This window comes from Luteococcus sediminum (assembly GCF_054783495.1).
In genome coordinates, this window is sequence record NZ_BAAGQL010000045.1 from 25,775 (window position 1) to 43,404 (window position 17,630).

Here is a 17,630-nt window from a genome sequence, read left to right on the forward strand (position 1 = left end):
CTTTCGGCTGGATGCAGGGCGTGCCCCGCAGATCACTGCACCACCTTGGCATGAAGTGGAGTGTCACGCTCCCCGGTGGTTGAGGGTTTCCCCTGCGTGGGCTCACCCGTGGGCGCCAAGTTGCCTGGCCCGGCGACGGCGCCAGACGGCGAGGCGGTGCCAGGGCAGGTCGAGGCGCAGGCCATTGGCCTGGTGCAGGGCGACGGGCCGCAGTGCTGCGATCTGGGTGAGCAGCTCGGCCTCGCGCTCCTGGCCGGCGGCATCGACGATCCCCCGCACCATCGCGTCGCGCAGATAGGCCAGCTCGGTGGCGGCGCGCATCATGGACAGGGTGTCGCGCAGGCAGCGCCAGCCGCGGCGGGCCGCGACGACCAGCAGCCAGCTGCGGGAGCGGGCGCTGCCATAGGTCTCGGCCAGCCCGGGGGCCAGCCAGCCGAGGCGCTGGTAGTCCTCCAGGCGGGTGCGGATCCGCTTGAGCTCCTTGAACAGCTGGCGCAGCAGGAAGAGCAGCATGAAGCCGACCACGAGGACGAAGCGGATCACCAGCGAGGTCATCGAGTCCTGGCTGAGTGAGCTCATGCCGTTGAAGAACATGTGCCCCAGGGCGGCCAGCACGAAGCCGGTCAGGGGTGCCAGCACGCGCACCAGCTTGCTGCGGGTGCGCAGCCCCAGCACCATGCCGATGCCGGTGAACATGGTGAACAGCGGGTGGCCGTAGCTGGTGATCACGCCACGCAGGAAGACCAGTTGCTGCACGGCCTCCTCGACGTCGCCGGTGCCGATGGTGACCGAGCCGTAGACCATGGCGCGAGCGTAGTAGACGATGTTCTCGGTGAAGGCGAAGCCCACCGCCGCCAGTCCCGCGAGGCAGACGGACTGAAGCACCGAGACGACCCGGTAGCGCACCAGGACCGCCACCAGGAAGATGATCGTGGCCTTGGATGCCTCCTCGACAAAGGGGGCGGCGAAGACGGCGGGCCTGGCTTGGGCGGCTGGGTCGCCGGGGCTCGCGGAGACGTTGAGCAGGGTGGAGACCCACGAGTTGACGTGGATGCTGAACCAGATGGACATGCACGAGCCCCAGCCGAAGGCCAGCAGCCACCACAGCGGCCGCAGCGGCCGCAGCCGGTCGAGCAGGATGAAGGCCAGCGACCAGACCAGTGCGGTGGGTGCGGCGTAGCGGGCGCACTGCTTGATGGTGGGCCAGTCCAGGCCGGGGATGGTGCCCTCGGGGGTCACCTGGTCGGCCGAGAGCATCCGCCAGACCGACCACAGTCCGGCACCGTAGGCGACGAACAAGGCCAGGCTGAACCAGGTGAGCCAGCTCGTGGCGAGCCGTCGCAGCCAGTGCCGGCGGGGCCCCGGGCGGGCGGGCAGGCCGGACAGGGCCCGGGCACGCCGCTCGGGAGCCACCTGGGCGTCGGGGGCCAGCTGTCCACCCAGGGTCCAGGCGGTTCGCGCGATCTGCTCCATGCATCCATCCTGTACGGCGGTCAAATGGCGCCCCAGGCAGGAATCGAACCTGCGACCGACAGATTAGAAGGCTGCTGCTCTATCCGCTGAGCTACTGGGGCTGGCCGGGTCCATGCTAGCGGCCCGGCGCGGAGGGCAGCGTAGGGTGGACGGGTGAACGACATGATGGTGTGGATCGATTGTGAGATGACCGGGCTCGACCTGGCCAATGATGCGCTGATCGAGGTGGCGGCCCTGGTGACCGACTCCGAGCTCAACGTGCAGGGCGAAGGCGTTGACGTCCTGATCAAACCCTCCGACGAGGCGCTGGCCCAGATGGGCGACTTCGTGCGGGAGATGCACACCAAGTCGGGGCTGCTCGACGAACTTGCCTCGGGCACCACGATGGCCGAGGCCGAGAAGCAGGTGCTCGACTATGTGCGCACCCACGCGCCGGCTGCGCGAAAGGCCCCGCTGGCCGGCAACACCATCGGCACCGACCGCGCCTTCCTGGCCCGCGACATGGCCGAGCTGGAGGGCTGGGTGCACTACCGCAACGTGGATGTCTCCAGCATCAAGGAACTGAGCCGTCGCTGGTTCCCCCGCGCCTACTACCAGTCGCCTGCCAAGAGCGGGAACCACCGCGCGCTGGCCGACATCCAGGAGTCCATCGAGGAGCTGCGCTACTACCGCGAGGCCGTCTTCGTTCCCGCGCCGGGCCCCTCGACCAGTGAGGCGAAGGCGATCGCGCGCAAGCACCAAGGCATCCTGACCGGTGCCCGTCCCGCCGATCTGACGGCCTGAGACATCCCGATTTCACACTGGCGTCATTTGACGCTAGGCTGATCCAGCAGTTCGGAGCTCCGGTTCCGACCTCATGGTGGGTATAGCTCAGTTGGTAGAGCACCTGGTTGTGGTCCAGGTGGTCGCGGGTTCAAGTCCCGTTACTCACCCCACGAAGTTGAAGGCCCCGGTCACCAGACCGGGGCCTTCAACCATTCCCGGCGAGCGCCCCACTGGTCTCCCCCCCCCGTCCTGTCACGATGGGTCCATGACCGTCTGGCTCGTGGCCGCCTGCGCCATCCTGGTGGGCACCGTCCTGCAACGACTGTCCGGCACGGGCGTGGGGTTGGTCTGCGCGCCGGTGCTGGCGCTCTTGCTGGGCTCGGCCCAGGGCGTGCTGGTCACCAATGCCACCACCACCGTCTCGGGCTTGCTCATCATGCTGGCGGTGCGGCGTGACGTCGACTGGCGACGGGCCGGCGTGCTGGTCTGCTGGGCAGTGCCGGGGGCTGTGGCCGGGGCACTGCTGGTGCGTGAGCTGTCGGCCGCCTGGCTGCAGGTGGTGCTGGGCTCGGTGGTGATGCTGGCCATCGCGGTGAGCGTCTGGCTTCCCGAGCTGCCTCGGGCCACTGGCCGTGGCCCGTTGAGGCTGGCTGGCCTGCTGGGCGGCGCCTTCAACACCACCGCAGGGATCGCAGCCCCGGTGATGGTGGTCTACTCGCGTCTGGCCCGGTGGGAACAGCGCCCCTTCCAGGCCACACTGCAACCGGTCTTCATGACGATGGGCCTGCTCTCGGTGCTCGCCAAGACCCTGCTGGGCGCCACCTCCACCGGCACTCCCCCATGGTGGTTCCCCCTGGTGGTCGTGACGACCGTCCTGGTGGGGGTCCGAATCGGTACACGGCTCGCCCGCCGGGTGACGGCCACCCGGGCCCGCCAGCTGGCGCTGCTGCTGGCGAGCCTGGGTGGAGCCACCTCACTGGTGCGCGGACTTCTCAGCCTGACGGGCTGAGCTCAGTCGTCGCTGCCGCGGCGCCAGGCCAGCCTGATCTTCTCGCGGTTGACCGCACCGATGGCTGCCAGCGGGATCCCGGCCGGGCACACGTCCACGCACTCGGCGTAGGTGGAGCAGGGACCGAAGTTGTCCTCCAGTGCGGCCCCCACCTCCCGTGCCCGTTTGGACCGCTCCGCCCGGCCCTGCGGCAGGGTGGCGAAGTGGGTCAGCAAGGCACCGCCGAACAGGTGGGCGGCACCATTGGGGCAGGCCGCGACGCAGGCCCCGCAGCCGATGCAGGCCGCAAAGTCGAGCGCCTTCTCGGCCCGGGCGAAGGTGATCTGCCGGTCCTCCGCATCGGGCGCGGTGCCGGTGTCGACGCTGACATAGCCGCCGCTGGAGACCACCTCATCCAGGGCCGTGCGGTCCACCACGAGGTCCTTCACGACGGGGAAGGCCGCCGAGCGGAAGGGCTCCAGCCGCACGATGTCGCCGTCATTGAAGTTGCGCAGGTGCTGCTGACAGGTGGGCGTGTTGGGCACCGGCCCGTGCGGGCGGTCGTCGACGGTGATGCCGCAGCAGCCACAGATGCCCTCACGGCAGTCGCTCTCGAAGGCTACAGGCTCCCCGCCGGACTCGACGATCTGGTCGTTGAGCCGGTCGAGCAGTTCCGGCATCGACATCTGCGGGGTGGCATCGTCGACCTGGTAGGTGACGAACTTCCCCGGTGCCTGGGATGAGGCCTGGCGCCAGACCTCCAGTGTGATCCTCATTGGTAGTTCCTCTGCTGCAGTGGGACGGCGGTGAAGGACAGGGGTTCGGCGTGGCGCACCGGCATCCCCGGCTGCCCATCGGCACCCGGGGTGTGCTCCCAGGCCGAGACGAAGCACCAGTTCTCGTCATCGCGAAGCGCCTCCCCGTCGGGGGTCTGGTGCTCCACGCGGAAGTGGGCCCCGCACGACTCGTCGCGGTCCAGCGCGTCGAGGCACATCAGCTCGGCGATCTCGAGGTAGTCGGCGACGCGGCCGGCCCGTTCGAGCTCCTGGTTGAGCTCGGCCCCGCTGCCGGGGATGCGCAGGTCGCTCCAGAAGCGTTGCCTGAGCTCGCGCACCTTGCCGATGGCCTCGACCAGGCCCTCTGCGCTGCGGGCCACGCCACAGCCGGTGTAGAGGATCTCCCCGAGCTCGCGGTGGAAGCGGTCGACGCCGGTGGTGCCGCCGATGCCCATGAGGCGGTCGAGGCGCCCGGTGGCCTGGCTGACCGTCTGCTGCACGGCCGGGTCGTCGAGGCCGATCAGTGGTTCGTTGAGGTGCCCGGCGAGGTAGTCGGGGATCGTGTACGGGAGGGTGAACATGCCGTCGACGCAGGCGCTGAGCAGCGAGTTGGCGCCCAGGCGGTTGGCGCCGTGATAGCCCCAGCCCGCCTCCCCGCCGACGAAGAGCCCCTCGATGGAGGTCTGCATGTTGTAGTCGCTCCACAGGCCACCCATGGCGAAGTGCGCGCCGGGGGCGATGCGCATCGGCGCCGTGTACGGGTCCTCGTCGGTGGCATCGCGGTACATCTCGAACAGGTTGCCGTAACGTTCCGCGATGGTCTGCTTGCCCAGCCTGGCAATGGCATCGCGGAAGTCGAGGTAGACGCTGTTGTGCAGCGGCCCGACACCGTGGCCGGACTCGATCTGTTCCCGCGCCGCCCGCGAGGAGATGTCGCGGGGTGCCAGGTTGCCGTAGGCCGGGTACTTGCGTTCCAGGTAGTAGTCGCGCTCCTCCTCGGGGATGTCGTTGGCGGGGCGGTCGTCACCGGGCTTCCTGGGCACCCAGATGCGGCCGTCATTGCGCAGCGACTCGCTCATCAGGGTGGTCTTGGACTGCCACTGGGAGCTCACCGGGAGCGCAGTCGGGTGGAACTGGATGTAGGAGGGCGAGGCGAACAGCGCACCGCGGCGGTGGGCGCGCCAGGCAGCACTCACGTTCGAGTTGTGCGCGAGGGTCGAGTGGAAGAAGGTCTTGCCGTAGCCGCCCGTGGCCAGCACCACCGCGTGGGCGGGCTGCACCTCGATCCGGCCGGTGCGCAGGTCTCGGGCGACCACTCCCCTGACCCTGCCGTCGGTGACCACCAGGTCGAGCACCTCGCGGTGGGTGCGCAGCGTCACGGTGCCCGCCTTGACCTGTCGTTGCAGGGACCGGGCGGCGGCCACCTGCAGCTGCTGGCCGGTCTGGCCGCGGGTGTAGTAGGTGCGGCTCACCTGCACGCCACCGAAGGAGCGGGTGCGCAGCTGGCCACCGTACTCGCGGGCGAAGGGCGCCCCGATCGCGTCCATGTGGTCGATGACACGCACCGACTCCTCCGCCAGCCGGAAGACGTCGGCCTCACGGGCTCGGAAGTCGCCGCCCTTGACGGTGTCCTTGACGAAGCGCTCCAGGGAGTCGCCGTCCACCTTGCGGGCGCGGGCGGCATTGATGCCGCCCTGGGCGGCCACCGAGTGGGCCCGGCGTGCCGCGTCGTGGAAGGTGTAGGCGACGACGTTGAAGCCCAGTTCGCCCAGCGCCGCCGCGGCGCCCGAGCCGGCCAGGCCCGTGCCGACCACGACGATGGTGAACTTGCGCCGGTTCAGTGGGCTCACCTGCCGGTAGTGCAACTTGGCGCGGCTCCACGCGGTGGCCGGGTCGCCGTCGGGGGCACGGCCGTCGAGCGGAGTGCTCGCGTGGGGAATTTCGAGCGGGGTGCTCGCGTGAGGAATTTCGAGCGGAGTGCTCGCGTGGGGAATTTCGAGCGGAGTACTTGCGCGGGGAATGTCGATCTTTGCGGGGCTCACTTCACCACTCCTGTCAGGACGGCGATCGGGATGGTCAGGTTGCCGATGGCCACCACGAGCCCGATCGCGAGGGCAATGGCGCTGGCCTTCTTGACCGCCGCGCGGCCGGGGGCGGCGCCCAGGTCGAGCAGGACGCTCACCAGTCCGTGGGCGAGGTGGGCGCACAGGGCGAGCATGGTCAGGCCGTAGACGAGCGAGACGGGCCAGCGGCTGAACGAGGCCACCACATTGGAGTAGGCGAAGGAGGCCTCCAGCTCAGGGCTGCGGAAGGCGTCGGCGGCGACGGGGGCGGTGCCCGTGGTGAGGTCGAGCAGGTGGAAGACGAGGAAGCCGAGCAGGATGAGCCCGGTCAGCGGCATCGAGCTGGCCATCCAGGTGGAGGCTGCCATGCCCTTGCGCCGGGTGGAGCCGCGCGCCGCGCGACCGCGGGTGCGCACCAGCCAGCCGCACCACAGGTGACCTGCCAGGCAGGCCAGCAGGAAGGCGCGCAGGATCCACAGCAGCCCCTCGTGGGGCAGGACGGGGACGAAGGCGGCGCGGAGCCAGTGGGCGTAGCCGTTGAAGTGCTCAGGCCCGGTGTAGATCTTGAGGTTGCCCACCATGTGCACCAGGACGAAGAGTCCGAAGATGACGCCGGTGAGGGCCATCACGACCTTGCAGGTGGCATTGGAGATGCCGCCGGTGTGCCCGGCCGGGCGACGCTGCTCGTCGAGCGGGGCGAGGGACGTGCTCGTGGTGGGACTGCCAGTGGGGGTTTGGATTGTGGTGTCGGCCACCGCTGCCCTGCGTGCGGGCACTGCGGCGGCATCGTGGCTCGGCATTGAGACCTCCTGCTCGTCGTCGTCACCGAACGGGCCCCAGACGCCACCGAAGACCCCTCGGCGAAGCTTTCAGCCACCGTAACATCGTGTGGTTTTACCATTGTGGGCGGGGTCGACCGAAGGCTCCCAAGACGCGACGATGCCGCCCGGCAAGCCGGGCGGCATCGTGGTCAGTGCCTCGTCGGGAGCGCTCAGGCGATCTCGTCGGAGCGCGACTGTTCGGGCTGGATGCTCCAGCTCGGCGGCTCGTCCTTGCCGGCCTCCTCCTGCGCCTCGGCGTCGGCGAAGTCGGTGTGGACCACTCCGGCCGCGTGGTGCACCGGGGCGTAGATGGCGTAGACCTGCATCGGCTCGTCACCGATGTTGGTGACGTTGTGCCAGGTGCCGGCCGGGACCTGGATGCTCCACCCGTCGCTGACCTCCTGCTCGAAGGTCAACTCGTCCTTCGAGGGGCCCATCTGCACCTTGCCCTTGCCCGCGTCGAGTCGCAGGAACTGGTCGGTGTCGTGATGCACCTCGAGGCCGATGTCCTCACCGGGCTTGATGCTCATCAGGGTCACCTGGAGGTACTTGCCGCTCCAGGCCACCGTGCGGTAGTTCTCGTTCTGCCTGGTCTCCGTCTCGATGTCGAAGACATTGGGCTGGGGTCCGTTGTCAGTCACCATGGCCCCACCCTATCCAGCGCCACCGACACTGGCAGGGATTGCGGTCGGATCACAGCGGTACTCCCCCGAAGACGTACATGCTCACCAGGAAGACCAGGAAGGTTCCACAGGCCCACTTGCCCGCCTGCCGCTGCCAGGCGCCCATGTCGACGCCGGTCAGGTTGAGCAGCAGGTAGATGAATCCCACCAGCGGGCTGAGCAGGTGGAAGGCCTGCCCGACGGTGGAGGCGACGCCGATCTCCATCGGGCTGAAGCCGTACTGGGCGCCGGTCTGGGCCAGGATCGGCAGCACGCCCAGGTAGAAGGCGTCATTGCTCAGCAGGAAGGTGCCGGGCGCCGAGACGATGGCGGTCACCAGCGGCCACTGCCCGCCCAGCGCGGAGGGCACCCAGTCGGCCAGCGACTGCCCGATGGCCTGGCTCATGCCCGAGCCGTTGAGCATGCCCATGAAGATGCCGGCGGCCAGCACCATGGTCACCACCTGCAGTGCATTGGCGCCATGGATCTCGATGATCTTCTGCTGGTCCTTCACGTTGTGGTAGTTCAGCACCAGGGCGACCGCGAAGCCGATCTCGAACAGCGCCGCGGCCGGCACCTTCGGCAGGCCGTACATGCCGCCGAAGACGAGCATCACCATCAACACGGCGGTGAGCAGGAAGTTGGGCCACAGCATCCGGGGTCGCTGCAGGTAGTCGTCGTCGTGGGACATGCTGGCGTCCAGATGGGCGATGTCGTCCTCGTCGAGCTCGCGGATGCCCAGGCGCTTGCGCTCCTGGAGCCCGCGGATCACCGAGACGCAGACCACCCAGATGATGGCCAGGAACATGCCGGGCAGGATGCGGCGCAGCAGCTCCCCCTCGTCCACGTTCAGGGCGGCGATGATGCGGGCGGTGGGCCCGCCCCACGGCAGCAGGTTCATCACCGAGTTGGCGAGGATGACGATGACCGCCAGGTCCATCATCTTCAGGCCCAGACGCTTGTAGACCGGGATCATGGCGGAACACACGATCATCGTGGTCGTGCTCCCGTCGCCGTCGACACTCACCACCGAGGCAAGGATGGCGGTGCCGACCAGCACCTTGAGGGGATCACCCTTGACGATGCGCAGGATGAAACGGACCAGTGGGTCGAAGAGCCCGGCGGTGATCATCAGGCCGAAGTAGAGGATGGCGAACAGCAACATCACCGCGGTGGGGGCGACGGCCTTGATGCCGTCGAGGCTGTAGGGCCCGATGCGCAGGCCGAAGCCTGCCAGCGTGCCGATGACCAGGGGGACCAGGACCAGGGCCGTGAAGGGAGTGGCCCTCTTCGTCATGATCAGGATCATGAAGACGACCACGATGAGGTAGCCCCAGATTGCAAGCATCATTCGTGTTCTCCTGCGGTGCGACGGCCAGGACTTGACCGGATGCCCCAGAAAACCATGCGGTCAGTCGTCCAGGTGGGCATCTCGGGAAAATCGTGGTGCCACAATGGACCCCATGTCTCGCACGTCTTCCTCACGGCCCGACCTGCGCCTGGGCCTGGCCACCACCGCAGGACGCGCCGCCGCCCTGGCCTCCCGTCTGGCCGGTCGCGGCTCCGGCGCCTCGATCCGGGGCCAGGTGATGATGCGCATCGACCCGCAGGCGCTGGGCAAGTTGCTGGCCGAGCGGCGCATCGCCGCGGTCACCGGCACCAATGGCAAGACCACCACCACACACCTGCTGGCCGCCGCCGTGCGCGCCGGAACCCCCGACGGCCAGCGCCAGGTGGTCACCAATGCCGACGGCGCCAACCTGTACCACGGCGTCGCCTCCGCACTGGCCGAGGCGCCGCAGGCCGGCATCGCCGTCCTGGAGACCGACGAACGGATCGTGCCCCGCATCATCGCCGAGGGCCGCCCCGAGGTGCTGGTGCTGCTGAACTTCAGCCGCGACCAGATGGACCGCAACCACGAGATCAAGAGCCTGGGCCGCGGCTGGCGCGTCGCACTGGAGGCTGCCGGGGCCGACGGGCCCATGGTCGTCGCCAATGCCTGCGACCCGCTCACCACCTGGGCCGCCGGGACCGCGCGCACGGTGGTCTGGATCGACACCGGCGCCGGATGGACCCAGGACGCCGCACTGTGCCCGAACTGCGGCGCGGTGCTGCGGCACACGAGCGCCCCGCTCGCTCCAGGGTCGCTCGACCGTGGCCACTGGGACTGCCCCGAGTGCCCCCTCACCCAGCCGGTCGCCGACTACACCGTGCACGGTGACGAGGTCACCGAGGCCGACGGGACCACGTGGACCCTCGACCTGCAGGTGCCCGGCCGGTTCAACCGCGCCAACGCCGCCTGTGCGCTGGCCGCCGCCCGACTGATGGGCATCGAGCCGGAGGTGGCGCTGCGCGGCATGCAGACGGTCACCAGCCCTGCCGGGCGTTATGCCGTGGCCACCTTCGGTGCCGCCTCCGGCCGGCCGGTGAAGGCACGGCTGATGCTGAGCAAGAACCCTGCCGGCTGGGCCGAGAGCCTGCCGCTGGCCGCCACCGACCCCGTCGTGCTGGCCATCGACGCGATCGCCGCCGACGGCAAGGATGTCAGCTGGCTGTGGGACGTCGACTACGAACAGCTGGCCGGTCGCCGGGTCATCTGCACGGGCCCGCGTGCCCTCGACCTGGCCGTGCGCCTGACCTATGGCGGCGTCGGCCACGAGGTGGTGCCCGACCTGTCGGCAGCCATCGCCCGCGCCGGCGAACTGGCCGGCGAGGACGTCGTCATCGACGTCCTGAGCACCTACACACCATTCCAGAAGCTGCGCAAGCTGGGAGGCCTCGCATGAGCCCCGCACACACTCCCGTCAAGATCGTTCTGGTCTACCAGAGCCTGCTGGGCATCTACGGCGACCAGGGCAATGCCACCGTGGCCGTGCAGCGGCTGCGGAGGCGCGGCATCGGGGCCGAGCTGGTGGTCGTCGAGCCCGGTGATGCCGTGCCGGCCGACGCACAGCTCTACCTGCTCGGTGGCGGCGAGGACATGGCCCAGATCAGCGCACTGAAGGCGATCCGCACCGATGGTGGCCTCGCGAAGGGGCTGCAGGCTGGCGGCGTGCTGCTGGCCGTGTGCGCCGGCTACCAGGTCTGCGGCAACTCCTTCACCGTCGGGGACCGCGACGAGGTGACCGAGGGCCTGGGCCTGCTCGACGTCACCACCCGTCGCGGACCCGAGCGTGCGGTGGGCGAGGTGCTGCACCGCTGGACGCGCCCGGACGGTTCCGAGAGCATCATCACCGGCTTCGAGAACCATGGCGGCCACACCAGCCTGGGGCCGGGCGCCGCTCCCCTGGCTCGGGTGGAGGTGGGGGTCGGCAATGACGGCCGCGGCACCGAGGGCGCCGTCAGCCCCGATGGTCGCGTGATCGGCACCTACCCGCACGGGCCGGTGCTGGCCCGCAACCCCGAACTGGCCGACCACCTGCTGCAGCTGGCCACCGGGCAGCAGCTCGATCCGCTGCCCATGCCCGAGCTCGACCAGTTGCGCCGCCAGCGCATCGAGCACGCCCGCAGCTTGTGAGGTGAGCAGGGAGATGGCGCGCAAGGTGACGGCCAAGGACGTCGCGCGGGTGGCGGGAGTCTCTCGCAGTGCCGTGTCGATGGTTCTCAATGGTCGAGCCGACGGTGACATCGCCCCCGACAAGCAGGAGGCCGTCCGGCGCGCGGCCGAAGCGCTCCACTACCGCCCGAACAGCGTGGCGCGCAGTCTTCGCAGCTCCGCCAGCAACACCATCGGTGTGGTCACCGACTCCGTGGGCAGCGGAGCCTTCGGTGGCGCCATGCTGTCTGGCGCCTCTCAGGTGGCGGCCACCCGAGAGCACCTCTTGCTGGTGGTGGACGCCCACAGGGACAAGACGGTGGAAGCCGATGCGATCGCCGTGCTCCACTCCCGGCAGTGTGACGCACTGATGTTCGTGGCCGAAGGCTTGGTCTCGTGGGAACCGCCGCCTGCCTTCCTCGAGGCCCCCTGTCTGCTGGTCAATGCCCATGATCCCGGCGGCAGGGCGGTCGGTGTCTTCCCGGACGAGTACACCGGTGGCCGGATCGCCACTGCCATGCTGCTCGAGCAGGGTCACCGGGACATCGTCCACCTGGCCGGTGGACTCGGCGTGGAGGCAGGTGAGCTCCGCGTGCGGGGCCACCGTGACGTGATGCAGGAGCACGGCCTGCATCCCCGCGTGGTGGAGTGCGGCTGGGAGATCGACAAGGGGCTGGAGGTGGGCGCCCGGGTGCTCGACGAGCTACGGCCCTCGGCCGTGCTGTGCGCCAATGACCGGGTGGCCGCCGGAGTCTTCCTCGCGGCCGCCCAGCGCGGCCTGCGCATTCCGCAGGACCTCTCGGTGGTCGGCTATGACGACGACCCCAATGTGGCTCCGCAGTTGGGGATCAGCACCGTGCTGCTCCCCCACCGACGCATGGGCGAACGCGCGGCAGAACTGTTGCTCGACGCCATCGACGGCAGGGCTCTGCCCGACCAGGACGTCCTGGTCGAGGTTGAGCCCGTGCCACGAGGATCCATCGCACCACCATCCCCAGACCGCTGAGCGGTCGTGGGCGGGTCAGTCGCGAAGTGAGCGCACCCGCGCCGTTCCGCTGAACTGCCACGTCGAGTCCCGGTGGGGATAGATCCGCGTGGTGTGGCTGCGCCCATGGGCAAGGACCTCCACCAGGGAGCCGTCGACGGACACGGTGGCACCCGTTGGCACTTCCACCACCTTGGCGCCGCCCGAGGGCATACAGCTCAGGATGCCCGCGCTGCTTGCTTCCAACAGCACATGCCGCTCTTCCGAAGCGCGCCAGTGGGTCCCCAGCCCAGCTCCTTCGGCGGACAAGATCTCCTCCGGGAACTGCTGGACCAGTTGGTCGTCGACCACATGCAGCTCGCGCGGGCTGGTGACCACTCCTGCCCAGCCACGCTCGGAGACTTCCTCGCCGGAACAGTCGACCTCCCAGGACCAGCCAAACAGCAGGCTACGGCCGTCATGAGTGACCACCTGGGGCGCATAGAGCGCCGGCCCGTCATCGAGCACGCCTCCTGTACGAGCGGTGAAGCGCGGGCAACCGCCCACGACCTGCACGTCGCCGACCAGCCAGCGCACACCGGACAACTGCCCCTGTACGCCGTCGTGACGCCACAGGCTGAGGATCAACACCCACTGGCCGTCAACACGGACCAGGTTGGGGCATTCCCAGATGTCGGCAGCGGCGTGCTCGACGGCCACCGGGTCGTCGATCGTGCACAGGTCTCCCAGCAGGGGCCAGTGGGACAGGTCCTGGGCGTCATGCACGAGCACCTTCGCCGGCAGCCCGGGCCCGCCGTGCCCCTGGATGAGGTAGCGATGGCCTTCGATCTCCACCACGAAGGGATCACGGGTCTCGGCCCTTGCTGGCCCATGACGCTTCGCGGCCACCGTCTCGACGACCTCCCAGTCGACCAGGTCATCGCTACCCCGCGCAATGGCACCGACGGCCTCTCGTGGGTCGGTGCCAACTGCGGTGTAGCAGATCGTTGGTCCCTGTTCGTCACTTGTCAGGCAGCCGCTCCACGAACCGACACCGTTGATGGCACCATCTCGGGGAACCAGGGCATCCGGCTCCAGGCGCCAGTGCAGCAGGTCCACGGAGCTGGCATGGCCCCAACGGATCCGATGGTGCCGGTGCGAATCAGGGTTGTACTGGAAGAAGACGTGCCAGCGCCCGGCATGGTGGACCAGCCCGTTGGGGTCGTTGAGCCAGCCCCTGGGCGGACGGACATGGTGGATGGGCAGTGCCAGATCTGTCACTTGACGCTTCCTGCCGTCAGGCCTTCACGCAACGGCCGCTGACCGATGACGAAGACGATGAGGGCGGGGATCATGGAGAGCACGACTCCGGCAAGGACGGTGGACATGCTGCCGGTGCCGAGCTGGCCCTGCAGGCTCACCATGCCCAGGGGCAGGGTGAAGTTCTCCTGGCTGATGGTCATGATGAGCGGGCGGAAGAACTCGTTCCAGATGCCGTTGAAGGCCAGGATTCCCACGATCGCCAGACCAGGCGTGGACAGTGGCAGGTAGATCTTCCAGAAGACCTTCCAGGGACTGGCTCCGTCCAGCTGGGCAGCCTCGGCCAAGCTGTCGGGGATGCCCATGAAGTACTGGCGCATCAGGAAGGTGCCGAAGGCCGTCGGGATGGCCGGCAGGATGAGGGCCAGCAGGGTGTCGGCCAGCCCCATGCCGCGAACCAGCATGAACACGGGCACGATCGTCACCTGCATCGGGACCATCATCGTGGCCAGGATGACGCCGAACAACAGGTTGCTTCCCCGAAAGCGCAGGCGCGCGAAGGCGTACCCGGCCAGGGCCGCGGTGAACATCTGCCCGGCCGCGGCCAAGCCGGTCACAAGGGTGGAGTTCCAGAACAGGCGAAGGATGTCGACCTTGGTGGAGACATCACGGAAGGCCGCCAGGCTGAGGGTGCGATTGCCTGCTGCATCGGTTGGCGTCAGCGCCACCCACAGTGTCCAGACGACAGGTCCGAGGGTCAGGAAGAGGGCGACGAGCAGGACCAGGATGCGTCCGGCAAGGGAGGCGTGCTGGAGGGCGCGACGGGAGCCGCGGCCCTCGTGGGTGGTGGTGGACATGGTGTGGCCCCTCACATGTAGAAGACGAAGCGGCGGCTGAGTCGGAACTGGAGCCACGTGACGAACATGATGATGAGCATCAGCACGAGGCCAATGGCGGCGGCCAGGCCGAAGTGCAGCTCCTGGAAGGCCGACTGGTAGATCACCATGACGGCGGTGCGGGTCGAATCGCCGGGACCACCTCGGGTGAGCACATAGGGCTGGTCGAAGATCTGCAGGGCAGAGATGATGGCCATCACGCTGGCCACGAGCATGGTGGGACTGATCAGGGGAAGGGTGAGCCGCCAGAACCGGTTCCAGGTGCTCGCGCCGTCGATGTCTGCTGCCTCGTAGACGTCCCGCGGGATGGACGACAGGCCTCCGATGAAGAGCAGGAAGGTGAAGCCGAAGTTCTGCCAGACGTAGACCAGAACGGTGACGACCATGGCACCCGTGGTGCTGGTCAGCCACGGCACGGGGCTGGCCCCCAGCAGGCCCAAGATCTTGTTGACCGTGCCGAAGTCCTCATTGAACAGGTAGGACATGATCAAGGAGACCGACGCGGCCGAGAGGATCAGTGGGAAGAAGAAGACGGACCGGAAGAAGGCGCGAAGCCAACCGGGCATCCTCGACTGGACCAGGACCGCCAGACCCAGAGCCACGGCGATCTGCAGTGCGACGGCCACGAGGACGAAGCCGAAGGTGTTCAGGAAGCTGACGCGGATGGTGGGCGAGGTGGCCAGGGTCTGGAAATTCTGCAGGCCGACGAAGCGGGGGCTGGAGATGATGTCCCAGCTGAAGAAGGCCAGGACCAGTGATCCGATGATCGGTACCACGGTGAACAAGCCGATGCCGATCACCGTGGGTGCGAGCAGGAGTGCCGCCAGTCGCCCTTCTCCGGGGCGTCCCTTGGAGCTGGGTGGTGCGGTCATCTGGTCATCCGTGCGGACGACGGGTGTGACGGTGCTCATCTTCACTCCTTCCCCAGCGCGAGTTCGAGATCACGCTGCAGGGTGGCCAGGGACGTGCGAACGGACGCCTGTGAACCGGTGACCGCTCCCAGAACGTTCTTGATGAGTGCCGTTTCGACCGCTGCCGCCTGGGGTGGCGCGGGGATCGGCGCGGTGGTCGGGTGGGCGTCAAGGGTTCCGTAGAACACTTGCCAGTGCTTGGGACCGTGCGGTTTGTAGAGCTCGGTGTTGTGCGAGCGGCGGGCGCTGTTGGAATCCGGGTTCTTCTGCGCGATCGCCATGCCTTCGCGCGAGACACAGAACTTCAACCATTCCCAAGCAGCGTCCTTGCGCTTGGAATCCTTCATGATGGCGTAACCAGCAGCGCCGAACTGGTGCTGCTGGGTGCGCCCCTTCGGGAAGTAGCACACGTCATAGTCGTCTCGCTCCATGCCAGCTTGGGCCAAGCCGTGCACCCAGTAACCACCGGAGGGCGTCATGCCGATGACACCTGATCCGAAGCGGCTCACCAGCTCATTGCCGCCACCCTGGGCCGGCGAGGAGCCCAGACCATCGGCCACCAGGGACTGCAGGAATTCAAAGCTCTCCAGCACCTTGGGATCATCGGCATTCGGCTCGGTCCACCGGTAGCCGCCACTGCGGTTCTTCTCGTGGGGGTAGAAGGCGTCCCAGAGCCACTTGCCTCCCTCGAATCGACTCGGCTTGAGGAAGGAGGTGTCGTTGCTGTACAGCCACGGAACGACGCCGCCCCACATGCGATTGGTCCAGAAGAAGGGGCGGAAGGCGCCCGTCGCACTACGCTTCATCGCCATCAGATGGCTGCGGAAGTCGTCCCAGCTCCAGTCCATTCGCGGATAGTCCAGACCAGCAACATCCATGGCCTTGGCCGAGAAGTAGATGTTCGCCGCATTCCAGCTCAAGGGCAACTGGAAGAGACTGCCCTGGTACATGAATGCCTCGATCAGCGACGGGTGCACGTCATCGAAGAACTCCCGCATCTCCTCGTGGTCGCGCGTGACGAACTCATCCAGTGGATGGGCGAGGCGCTCGGCAAAGAGCTGCGTGCCTTCCGTGGCCACCATCACCACGTCCGGTGGGGTTCCAGCAGCAACCAGCGTCAGGATCTTGGCGAAGAAGTCACCCCAGTCCGTTCCCTGGATGGGGACGATCCGCACCTTGATGTCGGGCTGCTTCACCTGGAATGCGTCGATGAGCCCTTGGTTGGAGGCGGCGTCCTGGGCCGTGCCGTTGATCGCGATGCTGAGTTCGTCGCGACCACGTCCGGGAATGTCGCGGCCAGAGAGCCGCTTCCAGCTGAGTGCGGTGCCAACCGCCCCGGCACCGGCGGTACCAAGCAAGGCACGGCGTGAAAGGTCTGCCATAGTGCACTCCTCATTGAGAACCTGACACGTGTCAGCCTAGATCCTTCTTGCGCTGATCCGCAAGGATTCCCACGGATTCATTCCGTCCACGCGCTAGCGTCGAGTCCATGAGGACTCGACAGCTCGGTCCATTCACCGTCAGCGCCATCGGGATGGGTTGCATGCCCCTGAGCATGGCCCGGGAGCCGCAGCCCAGCCCGGAGCAGGCGCGCGCCACCATCCACGCGGCGCTGGACGCCGGAATCACCTTCTTCGACACCGCCGACATCTATGCGCCCAGCTGGGACCAGATGGGTCACAACGAACGCGTGGTGGCTGACGCGCTGCGCGGGATCTCCGGCCGTGACGGCATCGTGGTGGCCACCAAGGGCGGCATCACCCGCGGAGAGGGCGAGACTTGGGGCCGCGACGGCTCCAAGGCCTACCTGCGCAAGGCGCTGGAGGCATCCCTGCGCGCACTGGAGGTGGATTGCATCGACCTGTACCAGTGGCACCGCCCCGACCGCTGGAAGGTCTACGGCGAGGTGGTGCAGCACTTCGCCGACTTCCAGAAGGAGGGCCTGGTCAAGGCCATCGGCATCAGCAATGCCAATGTGGAGGAGATCGAGGTGGCCCAGGAGGTCCTCGACGAGGGCGGCCTGGTCAGCGTCCAGAACGAGTTCTCGCCGCGCTTCCGCAGCTCGGCCAACGAGCTCGCCCACTGCGACCAGCACGGCATCAACTTCCTGCCCTGGAGCCCGCTGGGCGGCACGGGCGGCGATGCGACGGCCGTCGGGGAACGCTTCTCGGCCTTCGGTGAGGTCGCCCGCGAGCACGGCGTGAGCCCGCAGCAGGTGGTACTGGCCTGGGAAATGGCCAAGAGCAGCAAGCTCATTCCGATCCCCGGCGCCAGCCGACCCGAGTCCATCACCGACTCCGCCAAGGCCGCCGAGCTGCAGCTGGGCGATGACGAGCTGGCGCTGCTCGACCGCTGACAGCCATTCTGGAGGCCACAAGGCCCCGGAACGAGAAGAAGGCCCCGACCATTCATCGGGGCCTTCTTCTCATTCAGGTGGTACACCGCCAGGGACTCGAACCCTGAACCCGCTGATTAAGAGTCAGCTGCTCTGCCAGTTGAGCTAGCGGTGCGCGCGA

The 17,630-nt window shown here is 68.0% G+C and carries 16 protein-coding genes and 3 tRNA genes; 7 read left to right on the forward strand and 12 right to left on the reverse strand.

Translation table 11 applies throughout. The features are described from left to right. Positions 1–102 precede the first annotated feature (102 nt). Complete coding sequence (locus ACYVKA_RS14215) at positions 103–1,473, reverse strand: PrsW family intramembrane metalloprotease (protein ID WP_394277746.1); 1,371 nt, start codon at positions 1,471–1,473, stop codon at positions 103–105. A 25-nt stretch (positions 1,474–1,498) separates the two neighbouring features. After that, positions 1,499–1,574: transfer RNA gene (locus ACYVKA_RS14220), tRNA-Arg, on the reverse strand. A 61-nt stretch (positions 1,575–1,635) separates the two neighbouring features. On the opposite strand from ACYVKA_RS14220, the gene orn reads away from it, so the two are divergent. From orn to ACYVKA_RS14235, 3 genes are all read left to right on the forward strand, one after another. Beyond that, the gene (orn, locus tag ACYVKA_RS14225; RefSeq protein WP_394277750.1) at positions 1,636–2,256 is read left to right on the forward strand and encodes an oligoribonuclease; all 621 of its coding nucleotides are present in this window, start codon (positions 1,636–1,638) and stop codon (positions 2,254–2,256) included. Positions 2,257–2,332: 76 nt separating this feature from the next. Continuing rightward, positions 2,333–2,408, forward strand: a tRNA-His gene (locus ACYVKA_RS14230). Between the two features lie 95 nt (positions 2,409–2,503). Beyond that, positions 2,504–3,247 (forward strand): TSUP family transporter, encoded by a 744-nt coding sequence (locus ACYVKA_RS14235; RefSeq protein ID WP_460706396.1) that lies wholly within the window; start codon positions 2,504–2,506, stop codon positions 3,245–3,247. Positions 3,248–3,249: 2 nt separating this feature from the next. Here ACYVKA_RS14235 and ACYVKA_RS14240 read toward each other — a convergent pair whose 3' ends face one another. The 5 genes from ACYVKA_RS14240 to ACYVKA_RS14260 all read right to left on the reverse strand — a co-directional run bounded on the left by ACYVKA_RS14240 (position 3,250) and on the right by ACYVKA_RS14260 (position 8,899). Then, a complete protein-coding gene (locus tag ACYVKA_RS14240) occupies positions 3,250–4,002 on the reverse strand; it encodes a succinate dehydrogenase/fumarate reductase iron-sulfur subunit (RefSeq protein WP_460706398.1) in 753 nt (250 codons plus the stop codon). Next, complete coding sequence (locus tag ACYVKA_RS14245; RefSeq protein WP_460706420.1) at positions 3,999–5,969, reverse strand: fumarate reductase/succinate dehydrogenase flavoprotein subunit; 1,971 nt, start codon at positions 5,967–5,969, stop codon at positions 3,999–4,001. The genes ACYVKA_RS14240 and ACYVKA_RS14245 overlap by 4 nt, the downstream gene beginning before the upstream one ends. Before the next feature lie 71 nt (positions 5,970–6,040). Beyond that, a complete protein-coding gene (locus ACYVKA_RS14250) occupies positions 6,041–6,865 on the reverse strand; it encodes a succinate dehydrogenase cytochrome b subunit (RefSeq protein WP_460706400.1) in 825 nt (274 codons plus the stop codon). Positions 6,866–7,056: 191 nt separating this feature from the next. After that, positions 7,057–7,530 carry a cupin domain-containing protein gene (locus tag ACYVKA_RS14255; protein WP_460706402.1) on the reverse strand — a complete coding sequence of 158 codons (474 nt, stop codon included), beginning with the start codon at positions 7,528–7,530 and terminating at the stop codon, positions 7,057–7,059. Positions 7,531–7,579: 49 nt separating this feature from the next. Next, positions 7,580–8,899 (reverse strand): CitMHS family transporter, encoded by a 1,320-nt coding sequence (locus ACYVKA_RS14260; protein ID WP_460706404.1) that lies wholly within the window; start codon positions 8,897–8,899, stop codon positions 7,580–7,582. Between the two features lie 241 nt (positions 8,900–9,140). On the opposite strand from ACYVKA_RS14260, the gene ACYVKA_RS14265 reads away from it, so the two are divergent. Genes ACYVKA_RS14265 through ACYVKA_RS14275 form a run of 3 tightly spaced genes read left to right on the forward strand, consistent with a single transcriptional unit; the run spans position 9,141 to position 12,089 of the window. Continuing rightward, entirely contained in the window at positions 9,141–10,334 is a 1,194-nt protein-coding gene (locus ACYVKA_RS14265; protein ID WP_460706422.1) for a DUF1727 domain-containing protein, read from the forward strand. Next, entirely contained in the window at positions 10,331–11,065 is a 735-nt protein-coding gene (locus tag ACYVKA_RS14270) for a type 1 glutamine amidotransferase (protein WP_460706406.1), read from the forward strand. The genes ACYVKA_RS14265 and ACYVKA_RS14270 overlap by 4 nt, the downstream gene beginning before the upstream one ends. Before the next feature lies 1 nt (position 11,066). Beyond that, positions 11,067–12,089 carry a LacI family DNA-binding transcriptional regulator gene (locus tag ACYVKA_RS14275; RefSeq protein ID WP_460706408.1) on the forward strand — a complete coding sequence of 341 codons (1,023 nt, stop codon included), beginning with the start codon at positions 11,067–11,069 and terminating at the stop codon, positions 12,087–12,089. Between the two features lie 15 nt (positions 12,090–12,104). Here ACYVKA_RS14275 and ACYVKA_RS14280 read toward each other — a convergent pair whose 3' ends face one another. Genes ACYVKA_RS14280 through ACYVKA_RS14295 form a run of 4 tightly spaced genes read right to left on the reverse strand, consistent with a single transcriptional unit; the run spans position 12,105 to position 16,496 of the window. Next, on the reverse strand, positions 12,105–13,328 hold the full coding sequence (locus ACYVKA_RS14280) for a glycoside hydrolase family 32 protein (protein WP_460706410.1): 1,224 nt from the start codon (positions 13,326–13,328) through the stop codon (positions 12,105–12,107). Further along, a complete protein-coding gene (locus tag ACYVKA_RS14285; protein ID WP_460706412.1) occupies positions 13,325–14,164 on the reverse strand; it encodes a carbohydrate ABC transporter permease in 840 nt (279 codons plus the stop codon). Before ACYVKA_RS14285 ends, ACYVKA_RS14280 begins: the two co-directional genes overlap by 4 nt. A gap of 11 nt (positions 14,165–14,175) precedes the next feature. Further along, complete coding sequence (locus ACYVKA_RS14290) at positions 14,176–15,114, reverse strand: carbohydrate ABC transporter permease (RefSeq protein ID WP_460706414.1); 939 nt, start codon at positions 15,112–15,114, stop codon at positions 14,176–14,178. A gap of 2 nt (positions 15,115–15,116) precedes the next feature. Then, a complete protein-coding gene (locus tag ACYVKA_RS14295; RefSeq protein ID WP_460706416.1) occupies positions 15,117–16,496 on the reverse strand; it encodes an ABC transporter substrate-binding protein in 1,380 nt (459 codons plus the stop codon). A 107-nt stretch (positions 16,497–16,603) separates the two neighbouring features. Here ACYVKA_RS14295 and ACYVKA_RS14300 point away from each other — a divergent pair, with 107 nt between their 5' ends. Next, a complete protein-coding gene (locus ACYVKA_RS14300; protein ID WP_460706418.1) occupies positions 16,604–17,470 on the forward strand; it encodes an aldo/keto reductase in 867 nt (288 codons plus the stop codon). Positions 17,471–17,548: 78 nt separating this feature from the next. Here ACYVKA_RS14300 and ACYVKA_RS14305 read toward each other — a convergent pair. After that, a tRNA-Lys gene (locus ACYVKA_RS14305) sits at positions 17,549–17,624 on the reverse strand. Between the last annotated feature and the right edge of the window lie 6 nt (positions 17,625–17,630).

Excerpts from the sequence above, each read along its gene's own strand:
- ACYVKA_RS14250 (WP_460706400.1), bottom strand. The coding sequence starts at position 6,865 with ATGCCGAGCCACGATGCCGCCGCAGTGCCCGCACGCAGGGCAGCGGTG.
- ACYVKA_RS14240 (WP_460706398.1), bottom strand. The coding sequence starts at position 4,002 with ATGAGGATCACACTGGAGGTCTGGCGCCAGGCCTCATCCCAGGCACCG.
- ACYVKA_RS14270 (WP_460706406.1), top strand. The coding sequence starts at position 10,331 with ATGAGCCCCGCACACACTCCCGTCAAGATCGTTCTGGTCTACCAGAGC.
- ACYVKA_RS14235 (WP_460706396.1), top strand. The coding sequence starts at position 2,504 with ATGACCGTCTGGCTCGTGGCCGCCTGCGCCATCCTGGTGGGCACCGTC.
- ACYVKA_RS14265 (WP_460706422.1), top strand. The coding sequence starts at position 9,141 with ATGCGCATCGACCCGCAGGCGCTGGGCAAGTTGCTGGCCGAGCGGCGC.
- ACYVKA_RS14285 (WP_460706412.1), bottom strand. The coding sequence starts at position 14,164 with ATGTCCACCACCACCCACGAGGGCCGCGGCTCCCGTCGCGCCCTCCAG.
- ACYVKA_RS14215 (WP_394277746.1), bottom strand. The coding sequence starts at position 1,473 with ATGGAGCAGATCGCGCGAACCGCCTGGACCCTGGGTGGACAGCTGGCC.
- ACYVKA_RS14295 (WP_460706416.1), bottom strand. The coding sequence starts at position 16,496 with ATGGCAGACCTTTCACGCCGTGCCTTGCTTGGTACCGCCGGTGCCGGG.
- ACYVKA_RS14255 (WP_460706402.1), bottom strand. The coding sequence starts at position 7,530 with ATGGTGACTGACAACGGACCCCAGCCCAATGTCTTCGACATCGAGACG.
- ACYVKA_RS14300 (WP_460706418.1), top strand. The coding sequence starts at position 16,604 with ATGAGGACTCGACAGCTCGGTCCATTCACCGTCAGCGCCATCGGGATG.
- ACYVKA_RS14260 (WP_460706404.1), bottom strand. The coding sequence starts at position 8,899 with ATGATGCTTGCAATCTGGGGCTACCTCATCGTGGTCGTCTTCATGATC.
- ACYVKA_RS14290 (WP_460706414.1), bottom strand. The coding sequence starts at position 15,114 with ATGAGCACCGTCACACCCGTCGTCCGCACGGATGACCAGATGACCGCA.
- orn (WP_394277750.1), top strand. The coding sequence starts at position 1,636 with ATGATGGTGTGGATCGATTGTGAGATGACCGGGCTCGACCTGGCCAAT.